At 58.5% G+C, this 21,683-nt stretch carries 25 protein-coding genes; 14 read left to right on the top strand and 11 right to left on the bottom strand.

Annotated features, from left to right (window positions below):
* Positions 1-66: 66 nt before the first annotated feature.
* Positions 67-375: a hypothetical protein gene (locus OC445_RS26030; protein ID WP_034126721.1), complete on the top strand. Its 309-nt coding sequence runs from the start codon at positions 67-69 to the stop codon at positions 373-375.
* Here OC445_RS26030 and OC445_RS26025 read toward each other — a convergent pair.
* Genes OC445_RS26025 through OC445_RS26015 form a run of 3 tightly spaced genes read right to left on the bottom strand, consistent with a single transcriptional unit; the run spans position 362 to position 3,787 of the window.
* Positions 362-2,122, bottom strand: a complete 1,761-nt coding sequence (locus OC445_RS26025; RefSeq protein WP_198790754.1) for a Gldg family protein — start codon at positions 2,120-2,122, stop codon at positions 362-364. The genes OC445_RS26030 and OC445_RS26025 overlap by 14 nt on opposite strands.
* 16 nt (positions 2,123-2,138) lie before the next feature.
* Entirely contained in the window at positions 2,139-2,864 is a 726-nt protein-coding gene (locus tag OC445_RS26020) for an ABC transporter permease (protein ID WP_054920162.1), read from the bottom strand.
* Entirely contained in the window at positions 2,861-3,787 is a 927-nt protein-coding gene (locus OC445_RS26015) for an ABC transporter ATP-binding protein (RefSeq protein WP_057976642.1), read from the bottom strand. Before OC445_RS26015 ends, OC445_RS26020 begins: the two co-directional genes overlap by 4 nt.
* Before the next feature lie 240 nt (positions 3,788-4,027).
* On the opposite strand from OC445_RS26015, the gene OC445_RS26010 reads away from it, so the two are divergent.
* A complete protein-coding gene (locus OC445_RS26010) occupies positions 4,028-5,068 on the top strand; it encodes a hypothetical protein (RefSeq protein ID WP_054897906.1) in 1,041 nt (346 codons plus the stop codon).
* Between the two features lie 126 nt (positions 5,069-5,194).
* Positions 5,195-5,674 carry a transcription elongation factor GreB gene (gene greB / locus OC445_RS26005; protein ID WP_054897905.1) on the top strand — a complete coding sequence of 160 codons (480 nt, stop codon included), beginning with the start codon at positions 5,195-5,197 and terminating at the stop codon, positions 5,672-5,674.
* Positions 5,675-5,711: 37 nt separating this feature from the next.
* Here the strand turns inward: greB and OC445_RS26000 are convergent, their stop codons facing one another.
* A complete protein-coding gene (locus OC445_RS26000; protein ID WP_198790753.1) occupies positions 5,712-8,222 on the bottom strand; it encodes an ABC transporter permease in 2,511 nt (836 codons plus the stop codon).
* Positions 8,222-8,905 (bottom strand): ABC transporter ATP-binding protein, encoded by a 684-nt coding sequence (locus OC445_RS25995; protein ID WP_003189864.1) that lies wholly within the window; start codon positions 8,903-8,905, stop codon positions 8,222-8,224. Before OC445_RS25995 ends, OC445_RS26000 begins: the two co-directional genes overlap by 1 nt.
* Positions 8,906-8,915: 10 nt before the next feature.
* Here OC445_RS25995 and OC445_RS25990 point away from each other — a divergent pair, with 10 nt between their 5' ends.
* From OC445_RS25990 to OC445_RS25980, 3 genes are all read left to right on the top strand, one after another.
* Positions 8,916-9,521 carry an arylesterase gene (locus tag OC445_RS25990; protein ID WP_034126728.1) on the top strand — a complete coding sequence of 202 codons (606 nt, stop codon included), beginning with the start codon at positions 8,916-8,918 and terminating at the stop codon, positions 9,519-9,521.
* 58 nt (positions 9,522-9,579) lie between these two features.
* Positions 9,580-9,873, top strand: coding sequence for a hypothetical protein (locus tag OC445_RS25985; protein WP_003189866.1), 294 nt, complete (start codon positions 9,580-9,582; stop codon positions 9,871-9,873).
* A gap of 78 nt (positions 9,874-9,951) precedes the next feature.
* A complete protein-coding gene (locus OC445_RS25980) occupies positions 9,952-10,917 on the top strand; it encodes a L,D-transpeptidase family protein (RefSeq protein ID WP_019820319.1) in 966 nt (321 codons plus the stop codon).
* Positions 10,918-11,095: 178 nt separating this feature from the next.
* On the opposite strand, the gene oprI is transcribed toward OC445_RS25980, so the two are convergent.
* Complete coding sequence (gene oprI, locus OC445_RS25975) at positions 11,096-11,347, bottom strand: outer membrane lipoprotei OprI (protein ID WP_003172710.1); 252 nt, start codon at positions 11,345-11,347, stop codon at positions 11,096-11,098.
* A gap of 612 nt (positions 11,348-11,959) precedes the next feature.
* Here oprI and OC445_RS25970 point away from each other — a divergent pair.
* On the top strand, positions 11,960-12,241 hold the full coding sequence (locus tag OC445_RS25970; RefSeq protein WP_003189869.1) for a GNAT family N-acetyltransferase: 282 nt from the start codon (positions 11,960-11,962) through the stop codon (positions 12,239-12,241).
* Positions 12,242-12,310: 69 nt separating this feature from the next.
* Here the strand turns inward: OC445_RS25970 and OC445_RS25965 are convergent, their stop codons facing one another.
* Both OC445_RS25965 and OC445_RS25960 read right to left on the bottom strand, forming a co-directional pair.
* Positions 12,311-13,387 carry a 3-deoxy-7-phosphoheptulonate synthase gene (locus OC445_RS25965; RefSeq protein ID WP_003189871.1) on the bottom strand — a complete coding sequence of 359 codons (1,077 nt, stop codon included), beginning with the start codon at positions 13,385-13,387 and terminating at the stop codon, positions 12,311-12,313.
* Between the two features lie 145 nt (positions 13,388-13,532).
* Entirely contained in the window at positions 13,533-13,952 is a 420-nt protein-coding gene (locus OC445_RS25960) for a pilus assembly protein PilZ (RefSeq protein WP_034126729.1), read from the bottom strand.
* Between OC445_RS25960 and OC445_RS25955 the strand changes: the two genes are divergently transcribed.
* The 5 genes from OC445_RS25955 (at position 13,951) to cysB (ending at position 17,856) form a co-directional block, all read left to right on the top strand.
* Complete coding sequence (locus OC445_RS25955) at positions 13,951-14,337, top strand: hypothetical protein (RefSeq protein WP_034126730.1); 387 nt, start codon at positions 13,951-13,953, stop codon at positions 14,335-14,337. The two genes, OC445_RS25960 and OC445_RS25955, sit on opposite strands and share 2 nt — an antisense overlap.
* Positions 14,334-15,296 carry a putative 2-dehydropantoate 2-reductase gene (locus OC445_RS25950; RefSeq protein WP_072448180.1) on the top strand — a complete coding sequence of 321 codons (963 nt, stop codon included), beginning with the start codon at positions 14,334-14,336 and terminating at the stop codon, positions 15,294-15,296. The genes OC445_RS25955 and OC445_RS25950 overlap by 4 nt, the downstream gene beginning before the upstream one ends.
* A gap of 15 nt (positions 15,297-15,311) precedes the next feature.
* Positions 15,312-16,229 carry a 5'-nucleotidase gene (locus OC445_RS25945; RefSeq protein ID WP_198790752.1) on the top strand — a complete coding sequence of 306 codons (918 nt, stop codon included), beginning with the start codon at positions 15,312-15,314 and terminating at the stop codon, positions 16,227-16,229.
* A 48-nt stretch (positions 16,230-16,277) separates the two neighbouring features.
* Entirely contained in the window at positions 16,278-16,778 is a 501-nt protein-coding gene (locus OC445_RS25940) for a universal stress protein (protein WP_034126733.1), read from the top strand.
* Positions 16,779-16,881: 103 nt separating this feature from the next.
* Entirely contained in the window at positions 16,882-17,856 is a 975-nt protein-coding gene (gene cysB, locus OC445_RS25935) for an HTH-type transcriptional regulator CysB (protein WP_003189876.1), read from the top strand.
* Positions 17,857-17,979: 123 nt separating this feature from the next.
* On the opposite strand, the gene OC445_RS25930 is transcribed toward cysB, so the two are convergent.
* Both OC445_RS25930 and OC445_RS25925 read right to left on the bottom strand, forming a co-directional pair.
* Entirely contained in the window at positions 17,980-18,462 is a 483-nt protein-coding gene (locus tag OC445_RS25930; RefSeq protein WP_057976734.1) for a GreA/GreB family elongation factor, read from the bottom strand.
* A 14-nt stretch (positions 18,463-18,476) separates the two neighbouring features.
* Complete coding sequence (locus OC445_RS25925) at positions 18,477-18,845, bottom strand: hypothetical protein (protein ID WP_054920156.1); 369 nt, start codon at positions 18,843-18,845, stop codon at positions 18,477-18,479.
* Between the two features lie 132 nt (positions 18,846-18,977).
* On the opposite strand from OC445_RS25925, the gene earP reads away from it, so the two are divergent.
* Positions 18,978-20,111: an elongation factor P maturation arginine rhamnosyltransferase EarP gene (gene earP, locus OC445_RS25920; protein ID WP_198790751.1), complete on the top strand. Its 1,134-nt coding sequence runs from the start codon at positions 18,978-18,980 to the stop codon at positions 20,109-20,111.
* Between the two features lie 49 nt (positions 20,112-20,160).
* Positions 20,161-20,733, top strand: coding sequence for an elongation factor P (locus tag OC445_RS25915; RefSeq protein ID WP_032892737.1), 573 nt, complete (start codon positions 20,161-20,163; stop codon positions 20,731-20,733).
* A 65-nt stretch (positions 20,734-20,798) separates the two neighbouring features.
* Here the strand turns inward: OC445_RS25915 and OC445_RS25910 are convergent, their stop codons facing one another.
* Positions 20,799-21,218 carry an organic hydroperoxide resistance protein gene (locus tag OC445_RS25910; protein ID WP_034126737.1) on the bottom strand — a complete coding sequence of 140 codons (420 nt, stop codon included), beginning with the start codon at positions 21,216-21,218 and terminating at the stop codon, positions 20,799-20,801.
* Positions 21,219-21,683 lie beyond the last annotated feature (465 nt).

Below are 21,683 nucleotides of genomic sequence, written 5' to 3'. Positions count from 1 at the left end.
GCTAAAGCGCTGGTTCGGTGTTGCCTCTCACCTGCCCGCAGACTTTTGAGGCAGAGACACGACACGATGAATGCACTGCGCCCTCTCATACGCTTGGCCCCGATCACCGCGGACCTGACTCAACGCAATCCGAAAATCCTTCTGGGCGGTAAGCACCAGCCGACGCTGCTGCGTTATCTGGACGGCTGGCCACGCCGTTCCGGTCGACCTTCGGCGTTCCTGATCCAGTTTGTTGAAGACGGCGATTCCCTGGCCCGTTTTGCCAGCGATAGTTTCGACCTGGCAGTGATCCAGGCACCGAATGCCAGCAACGCCGTTGAGGTGATCCATCAACTGACACGCATTGCCCGCCAAGGCCTGATTACCCGTCGCTGAGCGAGTGGTGATAGGCCGCCAACGTAAATGTTCGACGCCTTCGCTGGTATAGGAAAAGTACCCAGGCAATCAGGCACAGCAGCAGCGGTATCGTGGCGACCATCAGCCATTGCAGATATCGTTCGAAACGCAGCAGCGGGGCGTATGCCTGGGTCTTGAGCGCCTGCAACTCGATGGGCAATTGCAGGCGCTCTTTGTTGAGTGCCTGCAACTGGGTAGTGGTATCCACCGCTTGAGTCATGAGGCTGGTGTGGGGTGGGTTCAACCTGCGCCATGCTTGTTCTGTCTGCTCAAGTCGTCGCTCCATCGCAGTCGCACTTTTGCGATAAGCCTGTGCGGCTTCGTCGCGCATGTGTTCTAGCCTGCGCAATGGTTGGCGCATCACACGGGATTGAATATTTCTGAGTGCCTCGGGCGCCGCCAGATTATCCAAAGTGTTCAATACAAACTGCGCGTTGCCGTTGGGTAGGGCGTTGTTGAGCGTGTCCGCGAGCAAGTCCGTGTCGGCCACGATCACCATCTGGATCTGTTCTGCCCTCTGCAGCCCGGGCGGCTGGCCCTCCAGGCCGTCGGGAAACGCTGAATAAGCGGGCCCGTCAAGGCGGGCGGCGATGACATGGCGCTGTCCTGAAGTCGCTGATTCATCTATGAGTGAGTCGAACGTGGTAGCGGAAGCAAAGCGTTCTGCGTCCACCAATGCCGATTGGCGTGAGCTCAGCAGAAGCGGGGTCAACAGCGAGCGGCTTTTGGGGGCCAAGGAGAGCGCGCCGCTGCTCGATACGATGACCGAATGCAGTCCCCAGGTGCTGATATCCGACCTGGTCATTGCCTGCCTTGGCAGATGTAGCCTGGCCGGGTGCAGTACCGCGGGCATTCCGGTGTCGGGCGTTGCTGATGAGGCATAAAGATTATCGACCAGCAACTTGTCCGCAGGCATCTGGATACCCCATGCGGTCAGCAGCGCATCCAGCCTGGCGTTTGTGGATATGGCGTCGGCGCCTATCTCGCTCACCGGGTCGATGAACATCATCAGCTTGCCGCCTTTGAGTACCCATTGCTCAAGGGCATATAGGGCTCGACCAGATAGAGCGTGTGGCTGTACAACCATCAGTGTGTTCATGGAGGGCGGTACTTGGGTGATGTTCGCTGCCAATTCCACCACACTGAATTGCTCGCGCATCAACTCCAGTAACCCACCGGCCGATTTGTCCAAGGGCAGTCCCGACAGTAGGCCAACAGTGGGGCGATCAGGGTGCATCAACTTGTAGATCAGGTGGCTGATTTCATACTCGAGCAATGATTCATGCTCAGGGCTGAACGCTTGGATGCGTTGGGCGCCCTGGCCGGCACGCGTACCGATAAGGCCAAGGAATCCTTGTGTGTCATCAAGGCCAAACAAGCTGGCTTTATAGGCGTCCTCAGAGAACGGGGTGGGGTTGATAATATGTAAGTTGATCATGCCGTTGGCAGCTTTTTCGAATTCCTTGAGCAAGTCTTCCACGCGCCGGCCATAACGTTTCAATACCGGTTTTTTTTGCGGTGCATTGAGGGTGTTGAAGAAATATAAGTCCAGTTGGCTTTCAAGTGAAACGAGTAATTGCCGCGCCGATGGCGATAGGGTGTGGGTGTTTTCTTGGGAAAAGTCCCAACGGACAGTTGGCAGTTTGGGTACCCAGACTAAATTGAATGCCAGAAACAGTAGTGATATGACGATCAATGTCATACCCGCGCGAAAAGCGGATCCCATCAGTGGCGTTCCTATGTCAGCTGTTTCTGTAGTTGAGTGTGAGGGTGGTCGCAAACAGAAAAGCCAAGATCATGCTTATGAAGTACAGGCAGTCATGCAATGTCAACTTGCCGTTATCCATCGCGCTGAAGCGGGAAATCGGATCAAGGGATATCAAACTGTCGATAATCCATATGGGGGTCTGCTGTTCCAGTGCATCCAACATTGAAGATATCCCACTGGCGGCCAGCAACAAGCACAGCGTCAAGAGGGAAATCATAACGCGTTGGTTCGTCAGCACACAGGCAAAGCAACCTACAGAGAGATAGCTTCCCGCCAATAACCAACTGGCGAAGAACTGTGATGCGATAACGGTATTGTCGGGGGTGCCAAGGTAATTGACAGCCATCACCCAAGGGAAATTAAGCATCAAAGCGATGCCACAGACGATCCATGCCGCCATAAACTTTCCAACCACTCGCTGCGTCGGAGTGACGGGTAAGGATTTCAATGTGTCGCAAAAGCCGGTATTGGATTCGTCTGACCATAACTGCGTCGATAAAATCGGTACCAGTAGCAGATAGAGCCAAGGATGCAGTTCGAAGAACGCCTGCAAATCGCTGCTGTTTTGTTCCAGCCAGTGATGGCTGTGCAACCCCAGCGTCGCACCCAGCACGAGAAAAACCGCCACACTCAGATAAGTGCTCGGTGACGAGGCAAAGCTGGCGAGTTGTCGTTTGAAAATGATGGCTAGCAGTCTCAAGGATTTACCTCATGGCTCAGATGGTGAACGACATCGTTCAGGCGACCCGGCTCCAGATTCATTGACGTTATGTTCCAGCCACGGTGGGTGATGAGCGCGTTGATTGAAGGGAAGATGGAGTGCCCGGGCATGGCCAGAACAGTCACCTTGCCGGGGGCATGCCGGTCTTCTTCGATGCCTGCGACGCCAGGTAATACGGCAAGCGCCAGCAAATCCAGCGGGGTGTCCGCCGCCAGGGTCACCGCTTGGAAATGCCGGGAACTGCGTTGCAAATCCGGCAGTGAAGCGTCGGCCACCAGGCGGCCGTCGGCGATGACCAAGGCACGGGTGCAGGTATCCGCTAACTCTTGATAACGGCGGGAGGCGATGATGATCGTCATTTCCTCGGTCAGGGATTGGATGAGTGCCCTGAACTTGAGCCGTTGATCAGGGCATAGTCCCTCCGTAGGCTCATCCAGCAGAAGCAGGCTTGGGGAGTGCAGGAGTGCCTGGGCCATTGCGACTCTGCGCTTCAAGCCAAGTGGAAGCACATCGATCGGGCAGTTGAGCACGGGCAGCAGTTCCAGTCGCGTGACTACTTGCTCGACTCGACTGCGCTTTTCAACACCGCTCAAACCGCGAATAGCGGCAATAAAATTGAGCATATGCCTGACGGACATCCTGTGATGATTGAGGCCGTCCTGGAGTTGATAGCCAACGACTTTTTTGGCTTGGAGTGAATGGGTCTGGGTACTGAAGCCTTGGATAGTGATTTGTCCTGAAGTAGGTTTGATTGCCCCGGCAATCAAACTCAGCAGTGCTGTTTTTCCTGCACCACTCTCTCCCAGCAGGGCCACACACTCCTGGCGCTGGGCGCAGAAGGAGAGGTTGGTGATAACGCTTTTTTTGCCCAGCTGTTTTGTCAAGTTGCTTATCTCGATCATATTTTTACCGAATAAGTTTTGCAGGGCGTGTGAGAGGTGCCGGCCGTATGGGAGAGAGCTTTAAAAAGGGTACGTTCAATAAAGTGGCTTGGGAACGCGAGACGTAACTAATAAGAAGAATCCTACGTTCGGCTCGATAATTCGCTGAAACAATTGTTTTGTTTGGAAGACTTATTAAAGCTCGGATGTTTATCTGGTGTTTATATAAGGTTTTTTCTTTTGTAATGAGGCCTGATTGCCATGATGCTTCTACGTACTCTTGTTCTTGAACGTAACGACGAAGACGCGCCCGTTAACGGCGCGTTGCTGTGTGGGTTCGCTGTCACGCAAACCGGGTCCAACTTTCTCGTGTATAGCCTGGATGAGGAGACCGAACCCGGTCACTCCCGGGTCTATATCGCGGTATTACGTAAAAAGCTCGAACGCTATTTTCTGGGGGGGGTTGATTCAAAAGAGGACCTGCAATCAGCGATGCAGGTCTTCAAGCAGATCCTGATGATGGCGGCCGCGTCAGGTTCGAAGGCAAGCTCGATTGGCGACGCTGAGGTTCCCTTTCACTTTATTGACTTGAAGGGCTGCCGGCTGCCGCCTGCCAGGCCCGAGGATCATCACTCGGTGATCATCAAGAAGGCATTGGTCATGAAGGTGATCACCTTGGGTATGTCTGCGCCGGCGTTGCCTGCGATCGAAAGCAGCGCAGTGATCGTGCCGTCCATTCGCTTTTCGTCGCAAATGGTTGCGCCTCCCCGAAATCCGCGCGCACCCACGGCTGTGCCGCAGCCTGTGGATGAAGACACCTTTGAAGAGCCGGCGCAGTCGCTGGCCGCGATACCGCAGTTGCAGGTCAAGACCAGTGCGCCGCCTGTCCCGGATGAACAAAATGACAGCCAGTTTGAGCCAAACAACCTGCGGCTGGAGCCACCCGAGCCCGACCACTTGGACCCGCCTGCCCACCTGGAGCATACCTCTTTGCTTGAAATGGACAGCGCGCTGAGCAATCTGGCCAAGGTCGCCCAAGAGTTGACGCAAAAAAAATGCGCCGTCCTCGAGAAAGAGCAGATGCTTGAACAGTGGCAGGCGTCCCTGCAACAGCAGCAGAGCCAACTGGATGAAAAAGGCCGTGAACTTGAGCAGCGCCATACCTATTTGCAGAAGCAGGGGTTGGAGGTCAGTCAGAAAGCCGAAAAGCTGACAATGATGATGTTGCAGTTGTCCGGCATGCGCCAGCGCATGCAGGGCATGCTGCTTGAGTTGGATCAAGTCCTGGAGGGCCATGGGTGAGGTTACAGGGGGCGCCGGCCTGGATACTTTCCAGGGTTCATTTATCATCAGTCCCAGCCAGCCGCTGCCTGGGCATGATGCCCTGGCGTATCGGCATCATTAGACATTGCCTGGGGATGTGAGCGTTTGAGTACCAAGCTGATTACCAAAGAGGGTCATGAAGCGCTGAAAAAAGAGCTGGATTACCTATGGCGTGAAAAACGTCCGGATACCACGCGCAAAGTGACCTGGGCAGCCTCCCTGGGAGATCGCAGTGAAAACGCCGATTACCAGTACAACAAGAAGCTGCTGCGCGAGATCGACCGACGGGTGCGTTACCTGCGCAAACGCCTGGAAGACATGCGGGTGGTGGAGTACATGCCCGAGCAGGAGGGAAAGGTGTTTTTCGGCGCATGGGTCGAAATCGAAAACGAACAGGGCGAGGCCAAGCGTTTTCGCATCGTGGGTTATGACGAGATCTACGACCGTATGGATTACATCTCCATCGACTCACCCATGGCACGGGCCCTGCTGCGCAAGGAGGTGGATGACGAGGCAGTCGTACAGACCCCAGGCGGAGAGGTGTGCTGGTGGATCACCAAGATCGAATATGTAAAGCCGGCCTGATGGCACGTACCCTTGGCAGAGTACGCGCCATCGGGGGTCAGCTTTCGCGCAGAACGGTCAGCGGGCTGGCATTCAGTGCGCGGCGCGTGCCAAATACCCCGGCAGCGCCAATCAGCAAGGCACCGATTATGGGCAGCAGTAACAACCACGGGTGGGGATGCCACGCCAGGTCAAATGCATAGCGGTACAGCACCCAGGTCACCAGTTCGGTGCCCAGTGCCGCCAACAAGCCGCTGACGGCGCCCAGCAGGCCGAACTCAATGCGTCGGGCCTTGACCAGCAACTTACGCTCGGCACCTAAGGCGCGTAGCAATGCACCTTGGCGGATTCGTTCATCCAGGGTGGCCTGCAGGCCAGAGAACAACACCGCCATGCCCGCCGCGAGGACAAACAACAGCACGTATTCGACTGCCAGCGTTACTTGGGCAAGGATGCTGCGCAACTGCTCCAGCAGGGCCTCGACCTGCAGGATAGTCACCGCCGGGAAGGCCCGTGAGAGGTCGACGATCTGTTGGTCATGGCCGGGAGCCAGATAGAAGCTTGTCAGGTAGGTCGCCGGCAGATCCTTCAAGGTGCCCGGTTGGAAAATCATGAAGAAGTTGGGCTGGAAGTTATCCCAGTTGATGGTGCGCAGGCTGGTGACCCGCGCTTCACGGTTTTCCCCGCCGATGGTGAACAACAGATGGTCGTTGAGCTTGAGCTTCAAGCTCTCGGCCACTTTGGCTTCCACCGACACGCCAGGAACCCCGTCAGTGGGTTGCGCCGACCACCAGGTACCTGCCGTCAGGACGTTACCCGCTGGCAGGTCGGCTGCCCAAGTCAGGCTCAGGTCACGTTGAGTGGCACGGTCGCCACTGGAGTCCTTGCTGACAATCTCCTGCACGGCTTCGCCATTGATGCTGATCAAGCGCCCTGGCACCACCGGGTAGAGCGGCGCTGCTTGTGCCTGGACGTCCAGCAGCCGGGCGCCAAAGGCGTCCTTGTCGGCTGGCAGGATATTCAGCGCGAAGTAGTTGGGCGCATCCTTGGGCAACTGGTTTTGCCAGGTGTCGAGCAATTCGCCCCGCAACAGCGCGATCAACCCCATGGACAACAGGATCAAGCCAAAGGCCAGGGATTGGCCCGCTGCCGCCAACGGGTGACGCAACAATTGGCCCAGGCCCAGGCGCCATGGCAGGGAGGCGCGAGCCAGTAACCGCCGCAGGCTCTGTAGCAACAACAGCAGCAAGCCACCCAGGAGCAGCGCAGCGACTACACCGCCACCGAGTAATGCGAAGGTCAATACCAGGTCCAGGCTCAGGCGCCACATGATCAGGCCCAAGGCAAACAGTGCCGCGCCGTAGACCATCCAAGTACTTGAAGGAATAGGCAGCAAGTCGCGGCGCAATACCCGCAGCGGCGGTACCCGGCCCAGTGCGGCCAGCGGTGGGAGGGCGAAGCCGGCGAGGGCGACCAGCCCGGTGCCGATCCCGGCAACAGCCGGCAGCAACCCGCCTGGCGGTACGTCGGCGGGCAACAGGTCGTGCAGGAAGTAGAACAGGCCAAATTGCGCCAGCCAGCCGAGCAGGGCGCCGGCCAGGCTCGCCAGCAAGCCCAGCACGCTCAGTTGCAGGCTGAACAGCAGCATGGCTTCACGGCGCGACAGGCCCAGGCAGCGCAACAACGCGCTGGCATCGAAACGTCGACTGGCGAAGCGGTTGGCCGACAGCGCCACGGCCACGCCAGCCAGCAGCACGGCCACCAGGCTGGCCATGTTCAGGTAACGTTCGGCCTTGCCCAGCGCGCCGCCGATTTGCTGGTTGCCATCGCGGGAGTCCTGCAGCCGCTGGTTGGCAGCCAGGCCCGGTTTGACCAGGTCGCGATAGGTTTGCAGCGCAGTGCTGCCTTGTGGCGCACGCCATAGTTCGCGGTAGCTCACACGGCTGCCTGGCTGGACGACACCGGTGGCGTCCAGGTCCGCCAGGTTGATCATGACCCTGGGCGTGAGGCTGTAGAAGTTCCCGGCCCGGTCGGGCTCGTAGGTCAGGATGCGCGCCAGGCGCAGGGTCTTCATGCCGACATCGATGCTGTCGCCGATTTTCAGGCCCAGCGCCGTCAGCAATCGTGCTTCCACCCAGGCGTCACCGGGTTTGGGACCACCGCCAGGGGTTTGCGTACCGAATGGCTCGGTGCTGCTTTTAAGCTCGCCGCGCAAGGGGTACTGCTCGTTGACCGCCTTGATGCTGGAGAGCTGGATGCCATTATCGGTGGCGATAACGCTGGAGAACTCCACGATACGAGCGTGATCCAGGCCCAGTTCGGTCCCGGATTTGATTTGCTCGGGCCGGGCCGGCGAGCTGCCTTCGAGCACCAGGTCGGCGCCGAGGAATTCGGTGGCGCGCAGCAGCATGGCGCCGTTGAGGCGTGCACCAAAGTAGCCGATGGCGGTGCTGGCAGCCACGGCCACCAGCAGGGCAAAGAACAGCACGCGCAATTCGCCGGCGCGGGCATCGCGCAGTAACTGACGCATGGCAAGGCTGAACAGACGCAATAGCGGCAAACGTGCCATCAAGGCTCCAGGGGCGCGACCATCAGGCCGGCTTCAAGGCGGATCAGGCGTCGGCAACGGTGGGCCAGGCGCTCGTCGTGGGTGACCAGTACCAGGGTCGTACCGCTCTCTTTATTCAACTCGAACAGCAGATCGCTGATGCGCTCGCCAGTGTGGCTGTCGAGGTTGCCGGTGGGCTCGTCGGCAAACAGCACGTCCGGTTCGGCGGCAAACGCGCGGGCTATCGCCACGCGTTGTTGTTCGCCACCGGACAGCTGACGGGGCGAGTGGGTCAGGCGCTGGCCCAGGCCTACGCGCTCCAGCAGGTGTTTGGCTCGCTCGCGGGCGTCCTGGCGACCGTCCAGCTCCAGCGGCAGCATCACGTTTTCCAGTGCATTCAAGCTGTCGAGCAATTGGAAGGATTGGAATACGAAGCCCACATGTTCGGCACGGATGCGTGCGCGCTGGTCTTCGTCGAGGGTGCTCAGGGCTTGCCCGGCCAGGGTGACTTCGCCGCTGCTGGGCAAGTCGAGGCCGGCCAGCAGGCCCAGTAGCGTGGATTTGCCGGAACCGGAGCTACCGACGATAGCCAGGCTATCGCCCTTGTTCAGTTCCAGGCTCAGTTCGTGCAGGATAGTCAGTTCACCTTCCGCGCTGGGAACCACTTTGCTAAGGTTTCGCGCGGTGAGAATGCTTGCGCCCATGGAGAATCCGATGCGAGTGTGGTTTTTGAGTGCTGGCCTGGCCTTGATGTGCATGGCCCAGAACGCAGCGGCGGGTACAGTCCTGATCGTTGGCGATAGTATCAGTGCCGGTTTCGGCCTGGATACCCGCAAAGGGTGGGTTGCGTTGCTGGAGCAACGGCTCAAGCAGGAGGGTTTTGACGATAAAGTGGTCAATGCTTCCATCAGTGGCGACACCAGCGCGGGAGGCCTCGCGCGGCTGCCCGCGGCGCTTGCAACGCACAAACCCGACGTTGTGGTGATCGAGTTGGGTGGCAACGATGGGTTGCGCGGCCAGCCGCCTGCGCAATTGCAACAAAATCTTGCTTCGATGATCCAGCAGTCCCGGGACAGCGGCGCCAAGGTGCTGCTGTTGGGCATGCAGATTCCGCCCAATTACGGCAAGCGCTATGTCGAAGCCTTTGCCAAGGTATTCGGTGATGTGGCACAGAAAGAAAAGGTGCCGTTTGTGCCGTTTTTCCTCGAGGGCGTGGGTGGCCATCCGGAGTTGATGCAGGCTGACGGGCTACACCCGGCAGTCGCGGCGCAAGACAAGTTGCTGGAAAATGTCTGGCCAACGCTAAAACCGCTGTTATGACGCTTTTCTACCGGCAGGCTTTCGGCTAAGGTGGCGCCCCCCCGATTTGGAGCCCTCGATGTCGCGCCCTGCCTGGTCCCTGTTTAACTACCAACTGATCGAGCCGGACGAGCAGCTGGACCTGTTCGCCTGCCAGGAAGTGCGGGTGCATTTGGTGGCGCGTCAATTGGAACTGGGCGGCTCGATCGATCGCACGCTCTGCGGCACTCTATTGCCGGCACAGCCACGCTGGTCATCGGTCAACCGCTCGATTTTCCAAGACCAGCGACTCTGCCCGTTATGCCGGGCAATTCTCGAATCGCAAAAGCGCGGCACTCCGCCGATCTGGCCGGAGCTGCGCTTCGAGCTGTAAAACAGCTTGAAGCTTGGCACTGCGAAGCCGTATACAATCAATTTTTCCCCACCCGTCGTCTTGCGAAGGATTTTCCGGATGTTGTCGCGCCTTTCCGTCGTCACCTGCTGCCTGTCTCTTGCTGCGCTTTGTGCGGCGGGTTCGGCGGCGGCCTTGCAGTTGCCCTTGCCGCCGCCCGGTGAGGACATTGTTGGCCAGGTCCAAGTGATCAAGGCCAAGTACGAAGACACCTTTGCCGACCTTGGCACCACCTACGACCTGGGCTATTCGGAAATGGTTGCGGCCAACCCGGGTGTCGATGCCTGGTTGCCGGGGGCGGGCACCGAGATTGTGCTGCCGACACGCTTTATCCTGCCGCCCGGGCCGCGGGAAGGCATTGTGATCAACCTGGCGGAATACCGGCTCTACTACTATCCAAAAGGCCAAAACGTCGTCTATACCTTCCCCCTGGGCATTGGCCGGGAAGGCTGGGGTTCGCCGATCGCCCATACCAGTATCATCGCCAAGACGCCGAACCCGACCTGGACGCCACCGGCCTCGATCAAGGCCGAACACGCCGCCAACGGTGACCCGCTGCCCAACGTGGTGCCTGCCGGCCCGGACAACCCGCTGGGGCCCTTCAAGTTCACCCTGGGCACGCCGGGTTACCTGATTCACGGCTCCAACATGAAGTTTGGTATCGGCACGCGCACCAGCCACGGCTGCTTCCGCATGTTCAATAACAACGTGTTGGAAATGGCGGGCATGGTGCCGGTAGGCACGTCAGTGCGCATCATCAATGACGCGTACAAGTTCGGCAGCAGTGGTGGCAAGGTTTACCTTGAGGCTCACACGCCGTTGAACGATGACGGTACGCCATCGGTGGTCGACAAGCACACCGCTGTCATCAATGCGTTGCTCAAGCGTGAAGACCTGTCCAATAACCTGCGCGTCAACTGGGACCAGGTGCGTGATGTGGTCGCCGCCGAGGATGGCTTGCCGACTGAAATTGGAGTGCCAGGCGGCGCACCTGTGGCGTCCAGCACCCCGCTCGATCTTCAATAATAAGCCTGAGCGAATATCCCTGTGGGAGCGGGCTTGCTCGCGAAGACGTCGGCCCAGCAAACATTGATGTTGACTGATCCACCGCTTTCGCGAGCAAGCCCGCTCCCACATGCCAAATCAAAGGCAAAAAAAAGCCGACCCATAAATGGATCGGCTTGATAACAACCCCGAAGGATTATTACTTGCGGCTTGCTTTTTCAAGCATGCGCAGAGCGCGCTCGTTAGCTTCGTCAGCAGTCTGTTGTGCTTTTTGAGCAGCAGCCAGAGCTTCATCAGCTTTACGGTAGGCTTCGTCTGCACGGGCCTGGGAGCGAGCTGCTGCGTCTTCAGTTGCAGTCAGACGAGCTTCGGTTTCTTTGGAGACGCTGCTGCAACCGGTAGCCAGAACTGCGGCCAGAGCCAGAGCAGAGAATTTCAGAACGTTGTTCATCGTGTTCCCCTTCAAGGACTTTCAATTTAATGGCTACTTTCTCAGAGTGAGCTAATAGCCGGCGTACATACTACCCATTACTTGTAGTAAGTAAACTGACGTTGCGCAAGAAGCAAAAAAAATTCTTGTGCTGAATCTATTTTGGCTAATCTTTTGGCGGTCTGTATGAAAACTGTCCAGATTTTTGCACCTCGACGAACATTGGATCCAGGCTGAAAGGGCCGGCCCGCATGTGTTAAGCCTTGTAAACAGATGAAATTTTATATAACGAAGCGGGGCACTTTGGTTGCGCTTGGCTTTACTGCGCAAGGCATCTTTCGCGCATCTAGAGGTGACTTTAAGTGCGCCAGTTCGTCTCAAGGTTCAACTGCCGGCAATGTTCAGGCTATCGGTCACCGGTTGATCGAGGCCCTTTCTATATCCACCAGCGGCAGGGGATGACGAGTGCGCCTTGAGCAATTTCAGGATTGGTGCCTACTATTCCCTATGTGCTGGTTGTGAGCGCTCACGGTTTTCTCGCTGTCGAAACCGGCACGGGGTGGCGTAGATGTTCCTTCGCCGGAAAAACATCGGTAAGGTAGGGTCGTTAATTCAGACCCGCGAGGAGTAGTGATGAGCGAGGCGTTGTCCATCCACCATGACCAGGCTGGTCATCAGTTCGAGACCAATGTGGACGGTCATCGTGCCTACCTGACCTACATGGACCTCGGGAAGCAGACCCTGGATATCTATCGCACCTTCGTGCCCAACGCACTGCGGGGGCGAGGCATTGCGGCTGCATTGACCGAGGAAGCCTTGAAGTTTGCCGAAGAGGCTGGCTACACGGTGATCCCCTCATGCTCCTATGTCGAACGCTATATGGAGCGCCACCAGCGCCATGCTGCGAAGTTGTAACTGACCAGTTGCCAATAAAAAACGCCGGGCTTGGCCCGGCGTTTTTGTGTGCGCGAAACAGGTATTGGCTCAGGTGCGTTTGCGCTGGGGCAACACGTCCTTGAGTTTGGCATGCATGCTGCGCAGGGTGGTCTCAGTGGCCGACCAGTCGATGCAGGCATCGGTGATCGACACGCCGTATTGCAAATCGGCCAAGTCTTTTGGAATTGCCTGGCAACCCCAGTTCAAATGGCTCTCGACCATCAAGCCGATGATCGACTGGTTGCCCTCCAGGATCTGGTTGGCAACGTTCTCCATCACCAGCGGCTGCAACGCCGGGTCTTTGTTGGAGTTGGCGTGGCTGCAGTCAACCATGATGTTTGGCTTGATCTTGGCCTTGTTCAGTGCCTGTTCGCACAATGCGACGCTGACCGAGTCATAGTTGGGCTTGCCATTGCCGCCACGCAGCACCACGTGACCGTAGGCGTTGCCCTTGGTCGTCACGATGGACACGCCGCCTTCCTGGTTGATACCCAGGAAACGGTGAGGGCTGGAGACTGATTGCAGCGCATTGATCGCCACGGTCAGGCCGCCGTCGGTGCCGTTCTTGAAGCCTACGGCCGAGGACAGGCCGGACGCCATTTCGCGGTGGGTCTGGGATTCGGTGGTACGTGCGCCGATGGCCGACCAGCTGATCAGGTCCTGCAGGTATTGCGGGGAGATCGGGTCGAGGGCTTCGGTTGCGGTGGGCAGGCCCATTTCAGCCAGGTCCAGCAGCAGCTTGCGACCGATGTGCAAGCCATCCTGGATTTTGAAGGAGTCGTCCAGGTATGGGTCGTTGATCAAGCCTTTCCAGCCGACGGTGGTACGCGGTTTCTCGAAATACACGCGCATGACCAGGTACAAGGTGTCGGACACCTCTGCCGCCAGCACCTTGAGGCGCTCGGCATATTCGTGGGCGGCCTTGAGGTCGTGGATAGAGCAGGGCCCGATCACCACGAACAGGCGGTGGTCGGTGCCGTCGAGAATGTCACGGATGACTTCGCGGCCCTTGGTGACGGTCTGCAGGGCAGCGTCGCTCAGGGGGATTTCGCGCTTGAGCTGATCGGGGGTGATCAGGGTCTCGTTGGATTCAACGTTAAGGTCATTGATCGGTAAATCAGCCATCGTGTTACTCGCCAGGGTCACGGGTGCCGGCCGCCAGCTATCCCCGTGCGGCGGGCACAGCATGATTTGAATGCAGGGGGGAGGAACCTTAGCGCGTAACACGGGCCCGCGACAATGGGCAAAGCCCGGTTTAATCCAGCGCTGGCTACACAATCGCCTCATGGGAGAACTCGCCAGCATGGCGCGACACCCAGTCACGGGCCATGGCTTCAAGTTGCGCAGGCGTTGGCTCGGCATCTTCGTGCAGGCGGCAGTAACGCTCGATCTGGCACACTTGCTCACCCATTCGCGCACCGAACAAGGCGTGTTCATCGGTAAAGCAAATACCGATGCGATAGCCCTGTTCGACTTTGCGGCACCAGGCGACATAGCCCGGATAACGGGCGCTGGGCCCCAGGGAAGGGATATGCAGATCAACCGCCGTGCCGGCGCGCCAGGCACGTGGCCAATTGCAGGCGACGCCGCCGCGGCCGATAGTATGCAGGCGTTGGCGGGGCAGGGCGGGAGAGGGACGTTGGATCAACTCGACAGCGACATCATCAGGGTGAGGTAAAAAACGACCCATGTACACGGACTCCGAGCGCCGTCCAGTTGACGGCAATGGCAGCAGTATAGTGAAGGAACTGGAATTGACCGACCTGGATATTGACCAGCAATTGCTGGGATTGCCAGGTATTTCGCTGGTAGTGTTCACCAGTGTCGGTTGTGCCAGTTGCCGCTGGGCACGCCAGCAGTTGCCTGGCTGGCACTTGCCGGTGGACCGCGTGTGCTGGGTGGATGCCGGGCACAACGGCGGTGCGGTGGAACGCTACCAGATCTTTCATTTGCCGGCGTTGTTCTTGGTGTGCGAGGGTCAATTCCTTGGGCAATTACAGGCACGTCTTACAGCATCCGACCTCGCCGAATGCGTAAACCAGGCGCTCAATCGAATACCAGAGGATTTGCCATGACAGCAGTTGCAGCCCCGTCGCCACGCATTGGCATTATCGGTACCGGTGCCATTGGTGGTTACTACGGACTGATGCTGGCGCGTGCCGGCTTCGATGTGCATTTCCTGTTGCGCAGCGAATATGCCGCGGTGAGCAGGCATGGCCTGCACGTCAACAGTACGGTGCATGGGCAACTGCACCTGCATCCGGTGCAGGCCTATGCCAGCGCCGCCGACATGCCGCCGTGCGACTGGCTACTGGTGGGCACCAAGTCCACCGGCAATGTGGACCTGGCGCCAACCATCGCCCAGGTGGCGGCGCCGGACGCCAAAGTGGTGCTCTTGCAAAACGGCCTCGATGTGGAAGACAGCCTGCGTGAACACCTGCCGCCGTCGCTGCATCTGTTGGGCGGCCTGTGCTACATCGGTGTGCATCGCTCGGCCCCCGGTGTGGTCGAGCATCAGGCGCTGGGCCGGGTCAACCTGGGCTATCACAGTGGCGCGGCGGCCAACGACGAGGTGCAGCAACAGGCGATTGTCGAAGCCGGTGCCGGGCTGTTTCATCAAGCTGGCATCGAGTCCCAGGCCATGGCCAATGTGCATCTGGCGCGTTGGCACAAGCTGGTCTGGAACGTGCCGTTCAATGGCCTCTCTGTGTTGCTGGGTACGGGCACCACGGCCATGATGGCAGATGAGTCCAGCCGCGAGTTGATCCAGGCGCTGATGGCCGAGGTGGTGCAGGGCGCTCATGCCTGCGGGCATGAAATTCCTGCCAGTTACGCTGGGCAGATGTTCGCCATGACAGAAACCATGGACGACTACCTGCCCAGCATGTACCACGACCATCTGCACAAGCGGCCGCTGGAGCTGGCGGCCATCTACGCCCGCCCCTTGGCCGCTGCCAAAGCGGCCGGTTGCGAACTGCCACGCATGCAGGCGCTCTATCAGGCCTTGAGTTTTATTGATCGGCACAACCGCTGATTGGGGGGAACTACCATGGTGAAGGGATTGGCTGACAAACTGGTGCTGGCGATTTCCTCACGAGCGCTGTTCGACCTGAGTGACAGCCACAAGGTTTATCTGGCTGAAGGGGTCGAGGCTTACCGCAAATACCAGATCGAGCACGAGGAAGAAACCCTCGAGCCTGGCGATGCCTTCCCGCTGGTCAAGAAGCTGCTGAGCCTGAATGCCAGCCTGGGGCGTGCGCGGGTCGAGGTGGTGTTGGTGTCGCGCAACAGTGCCGATACCGGGCTGCGGGTGTTCAACTCGATCCAGCATTACGGCCTGGATATTTCCCGCGCCGCTTTTGTAGGCGGGCGTAGTCCCTATCCCTATTTGGCCGCCTTCGGTTGTCATCTGTTTCTCTCCACCCATGCTGAAGATGTGCGCAGTGCCCTCGATGCCGGGTTTGCGGCCGCGACGATTTTGTCCGGCGGCCCGCGCCGCGCTTCCAGCGAAGAGCTGCGCATCGCATTCGATGGCGATGCCGTGCTGTTCTCCGATGCGTCCGAGCGTGTCTACCAGGCCGGCGGGCTGGCAGCCTTCCAGGCCAGCGAGCGAGAGTCGGCGCGCCAGCCTTTGCACGGCGGTCCGTTCAAGGGCTTCCTGGCGGCACTGAACCTGTTGCAACGCGAGTTTGCCGATGAGGCCTGCCCGATCCGTACCGCATTGGTCACCGCACGTTCGGCACCGTCCCATGAACGCGTGATCCGCACGTTGCGCGAGTGGGATATCCGCCTGGACGAGTCGCTGTTCCTCGGTGGCCTGGAAAAATCCGCGTTTCTGGAAGCCTTTGCCGCCGATGTGTTTTTCGATGACCAGGCCGGCCATTGCGAGAAAGCCAGGGAGGTAGTGGCCACCGGGCACGTGCCCCATGGCATCAGCAATGAGTTGAGAATCCAGACCGAGAGCTAGCTGCTAAGCTCATTCAATTCCCGCCATCCTGGCAGTCCAGGAGGTTTTATGATTCGCTCGATGCTGTTTGCCACGGACCTCGGTCTGTATGCACCCTATGTGATGCAACATGCAGTGGCGCTGGCGCGAACGTTCAAGGCTGACCTGTATGTGATCCACGTGGTCGAGCCCATTGGCTTGTTCGCCGAATCGGTGTTGCAGAGCTACCTTGATGAAACCGCCTTGAGCGAATGGCAGAGCAAGGGGCTGAGCACGGTGATGGCGACGATTGAACAGCGCGTGCTGGACAGCTTTCGCGAGGAGTGGGAGGAAGGGGAACAGGACCTGCAATGGATTCGCTCGGTCAAGGTTATCCAGGGGGACCCTTGCGAGGTGATTCTCGACCAGTTGCGAAAACTGTCCGTCGACTTGCTGGTCGTAGGCAGTCATAGCCAGGCAACCGGCGTGGCCGTCCCCCTTGGGCGTACCGCCGCACGGGTGTTGCAGTTGTCCCCGGTGCCGGTTTACCTGGTGCCGTCGCTGCAGCGTCGGCGCAGTGACGATAGTTGATCGGTAAAAACGATAAAAAGTTCTAGATTTATCCGTTAAACCTTTAATATAGTTATATACCGTCGCTGATACCCGTGGCGTCTATCTGCTTTGAGGGATTCATATGAAGCTTCAACAACTGCGCTACATCTGGGAAGTGGCGCACCACGACCTCAACGTTTCCGCTACCGCTCAAAGCCTCTATACCTCGCAGCCTGGTATCAGCAAGCAGATCCGCCTGCTCGAAGACGAGTTGGGCGTCGAAGTCTTCGCACGCAGCGGCAAACACTTGACCCGCGTCACTCCAGCTGGCGAGCGCATCATCACCACCGCCGGCGAGATCCTGCGTAAAGTCGAAAGCATCAAGCAGATCGCCCAGGAGTTCTCCAACGAGAAGAAAGGCACCTTGTCGATCGCCACCACTCACACCCAGGCGCGCTATGCATTGCCGCCGGTGATCCGTGATTTCATCAAGCAATACCCGGACGTAGCGCTGCACATGCACCAGGGGTCGCCGATGCAGATTGCCGAAATGGCCGCTGACGGCACCGTCGATTTTGCCATCGCCACCGAGGCCCTGGAATTGTTCGGCGACCTGGTAATGATGCCCTGCTACCGTTGGAACCGCTGCGTGGTTGTGCCCCAGGGGCACCCTTTGGCCAAGCTGCCGAAGCTGACCCTGGAAGCCTTGGCTGAATACCCGATCGTGACCTACGTGTTCGGCTTTACCGGCCGTTCCAAGCTCGACGAAGCGTTCAGCCATCGCGGCCTCACGCCCAAGGTGGTGTTCACCGCTGCCGATGCCGACGTGATCAAGACCTATGTTCGCCTGGGCCTGGGCGTCGGGATCGTCGCCAAGATGGCGGTCGACACCAACCTGGACAAAGACCTGGTGGTGCTGGATGCCAGCGAATTGTTCGAGTCCAGCGTGACCAAGATCGGTTTCCGTCGCGGTACCTTCCTGCGCGGCTTCATGTGCGACTTCATCGAGAAGTTCGCACCGCACCTGACCCGTGAAGTGATGGCCAAGGCGATCCAGTGCCACAACAAGCAAGAGCTGGAAGAGTTGTTCGACGGCGTTGAATTGCCCGTCCACTGACCGCGGTGACCCTGTAGGAGCGAGCTTGCTCGCGAAGATCGCCAACGTTAACGCGGGGCGCCAGGTAGCATGCAGCACCCTTGCGTTTCTTCGCGAGCAAGCTCGCTCCTACAGGGGTGTAGGTTATCTGGCCTCGGTAACCGTAAAGTACTGCCGAGCGCCGGCCACCAGAATCTCCACCTCTTCATCGATACGCTTGCCCAACAGGCCTTTGCCCAACGGCGAGCGCGGCGTGATGACGGTCACCGGTTGCCCGACCACATCCACTTTCAAACCCGCTGCATCCGGCGCCAGGAACAGCCATTGCTGGCGACCGTCCTCGTCTTCCAGGCCCACCAGCGTGCCTATCTCTATCCCGCGTCGATCATCGTATGCACGTAGCTGCAGTTGCTGGCACAGCACCAGCGATTGCTTGATCTCCTCCACTCGCCGGGCTTGCCCGGTGGCCAGGTACGAAGCCTCCAGGCCGAGGGTGTCGTATTTGTTCTCGGCAATGTTTTCTTCGTGGGTCGCGGTTTCGTAGGCGGTCTGCGCGGCGCGTTGGACGATGTCGAGGTCGACGGTGAGCTTTTCCAGGATCAACTGGAGCACGGCGTGTTTATTCATGGCGGTATCTGGCATCAATCGCAGAATTGCAGGACATTGGCCCGCGTCTTTTCATTGGGGGCGTTCTGGTCTTGTTGCAGCCAGAACTGGCATTTGGGGTTGGACAGGTTACGCGCGTTGCTTCGGGCCTGGTCCAGGGCCTGTTGTTGTGCCTGTTTTTGCAGGTTCTGTTGGTACTGTTCGAACAGACGGTTCGGTGGCTGCGGCTCAACCATCGCCGGTTTGCCCAATTGCTGAACCGCCTGTGCCACCGGCGCCAGGCTCTGGGGGAACAGGTAGCGAGACGCCAGCCAGGTGGTCAGCGCAATGGCGATAAACCCTAGCCACACGCCTGCGGCAATCGCGATGCAGAGTTTGAGCAGCGATAACGGACGGTCAGACATAAGAGCCTCCTGGCAGGCATTGACGGCATGACGGTGATTGTCGCACAGCCTCCGTGCAGAATAATCGCGATCAAGCCTTCTGCATCCACGCATTTATGCGGACAATCGAACCTTTGATCGATGGAGCCCGGAATGAAAGCCCGCTGGGATATTTTTTGCAGTGTCGTCGACAACTACGGCGACATCGGCGTGACCTGGCGCCTGGCCCGGCAGTTGGTGGTGGAGCATGGCTGTGACGTGCGCTTGTGGGTCGATGACCTGCGGGCCTTCGAACGCATGTGCCCGGACATTGATGTGCAGGTGGGCCAGCAATGGCAAGAGGGCGTCGAAGTGTGTCACTGGCCGGCCGAATGGCCAGGCGCGCACCCGGCCGATGTGGTGATTGCTGCGTTCGCTTGCCAGCTACCGCCTCAGTACATGGACCGCATGGCCGAGTGTGAACGTGCGCCATTGTGGATGAACCTGGATTACCTCAGCGCTGAAGACTGGGTGGTGGGTTGTCATCGCTTGCCTTCGGTGAAGTACAAAGGCGTGCAGAAATACTTTTTCTTCCCCGGGTTTCGCCCTGGCACCGGCGGCCTGTTGCGTGAAGCCGGCTTGTTGGAGCGACGCCAGGCGTTTCAACAGGACGCCGCCGCGCAGCAACAGTTCCTGCAAAGCCTGGGCGTTGCTCCGACGGCCGGCGCGCGTTTGATGTCGCTGTTTGCCTATGAGAATGACGGGTTGGCCGGCTGGCTGGACGTGCTGGCAGCCGATGGGCGTGGGACGCACTTGCTGGTGCCGGAAGGGCGCATTCTGGGGGATGTGCAACGCTGGCTGGGGGTGAGCAGTTTGTCGGCGGGAGACATTCAGGTGCGCGGCGCGCTGACCGTTCAGGTCATTGCATTCGTGCGTCAGGAGCAATATGACCGATTGCTATGGTGCTGCGAATTCAACGCCGTACGGGGCGAAGACTCGTTCGTGCGTGCCCAGTGGGCGGGGAGGCCAATGCTATGGCACATCTACCGCCAGGACGAAGACATCCACCTGGACAAGCTCGATGCCTTCCTGGAACTGTACACTGCCGCACTTTCACCGGCCGCCAAGGCTGCCGTCGTCACGCTCTGGCAAGCCTGGAACGCTGATGGCGATATGGCACAGTCCTGGAAAATGCTGCTGGAACACTGGCCCGAGGTCACCCAGCACGCTGAGAAGTGGTGTCTGGAACAAGGCTTGCAGGCTGATCTTGCGACGGCGCTGGTACAGTTTTATGAAAGTTGGATATGATACGCCACCTTGATTTTTGTCAATCCCATCCAAATTTCGGATATACGCAATGAAAACTGGTAAAGAACTGAAACCCGGTACAGTGATCCGTCTCGAAAACGACCCTTGGCTGGTTCAGAAAGCTGAGTTCACCAAGTCTGGTCGTAACAGCGCAATCATGAAGACCAAGCTGAAGAACCTGCTGACCGGTTACAAGACCGAGATCGTCTACAGCGCCGATGACAAACTGGACGACGTAATCCTCGACCGCAAAGAAGCGACCCTGTCCTTCATCAGCGGCGACACCTACACGTTCATGGACACTACCGACTACACCATGTACGAGCTGAACGCTGAAGATATCGAAGCCGTTCTGCCGTTCATCGAAGAAGGGATGGAAGACGTCTGCGAAGCTATCTTCTTCGAAGATCGCCTGGTTTCCGTAGAGCTGCCGACCACCATCGTGCGTCAGGTTGACTACACCGAAGGTTCCGCTCGCGGTGACACTTCCGGCAAGGTGATGAAGCCTGCCAAACTGAAGAACGGTACCGAGCTGAGCGTTGCAGACTTCATCGAAATCGGCGATATGATCGAGATCGACACCCGTGAAGGTGGTTCGTACAAAGGTCGCGCCAAGAAGTAATTCTGGCCCCGGCGATACGAAAAAAGCCCGACTTTGAGTCGGGCTTTTTCATGGGCGTCTGTTTTTCAGACCGTTACATGCAAGCGCACATCAACGTTGCCACGGGTGGCGTTGGAGTACGGGCAGACCTGGTGCGCGGCGTCGACCAGGCTTTGCGCGTCATCTTGGGCCAGGCCCGGCAGGCTGACATGCAGGTCGATATCCAGGCCGAAGCCGCCAGGGATCTGGCCGATGCCAACGTGGGCGGTGATCGAAGCGTCATCCGGGATTTTGCGTTTGGTCTGGCTGGCAACGAATTTCAGTGCGCCGATAAAGCAGGCGGAGTAGCCGGCAGCAAACAATTGCTCGGGGTTAGTGGCCTGGCCACCGGCGCCACCCAACTCCTTGGGAGTCGACAGTTTGACGTCGAGGATATTGTCGCTGGAAACGGCGCGACCATCACGGCCGCCAGTGGCGGTGGCTACTGCGGTATAGAGCGTTTGCATGGGGCGTTCCTCTGTATGTTTAGCGCTAAACATTTGCACGCTAAGTAGTTGGTGAGGCGAATGTATAGCGCTAATGTTTAGTGCGCAAGTTAATTTTTCAGTTTTTTGGCTGATTGAAAAAATTGAGGGCACCGCAGAGCAAAAAGTGGGAGCTGGCTTGCCTGCGATTGCGGTGTGTCAGTCAATGCATTGTTGACTGATGTACCGCAATCGCAGCATAGTTATCTACATAACTCTGTTAGCTCAACGGTAACCACGATGCGAAGCGAGCCGCTCTTTATCTTGATCTGCTTTTGATCTTAGGCGCCCGTTAAACCACGCTGGCGGATTACAGGCACACCGAGCCTGGGCGAGGTGCCGAGTGGTGGGGCAAGAGCGTTTTGCTTACTTTTGTCTGGGCCGGCATTCCGGCTTTTCAAAAGTGAGCCGCTGTAAAAGCGGAACCCTAAGTGGCCGTTACCGCAG

Source organism: Pseudomonas sp. Pse35, assembly GCF_024519715.1.
GTDB lineage: Bacteria > Pseudomonadota > Gammaproteobacteria > Pseudomonadales > Pseudomonadaceae > Aquipseudomonas > Aquipseudomonas paracarnis.
The sequence above is the reverse complement of the archived record's forward strand: the minus strand, read 5'-3'. Positions and strand labels throughout refer to the sequence as shown.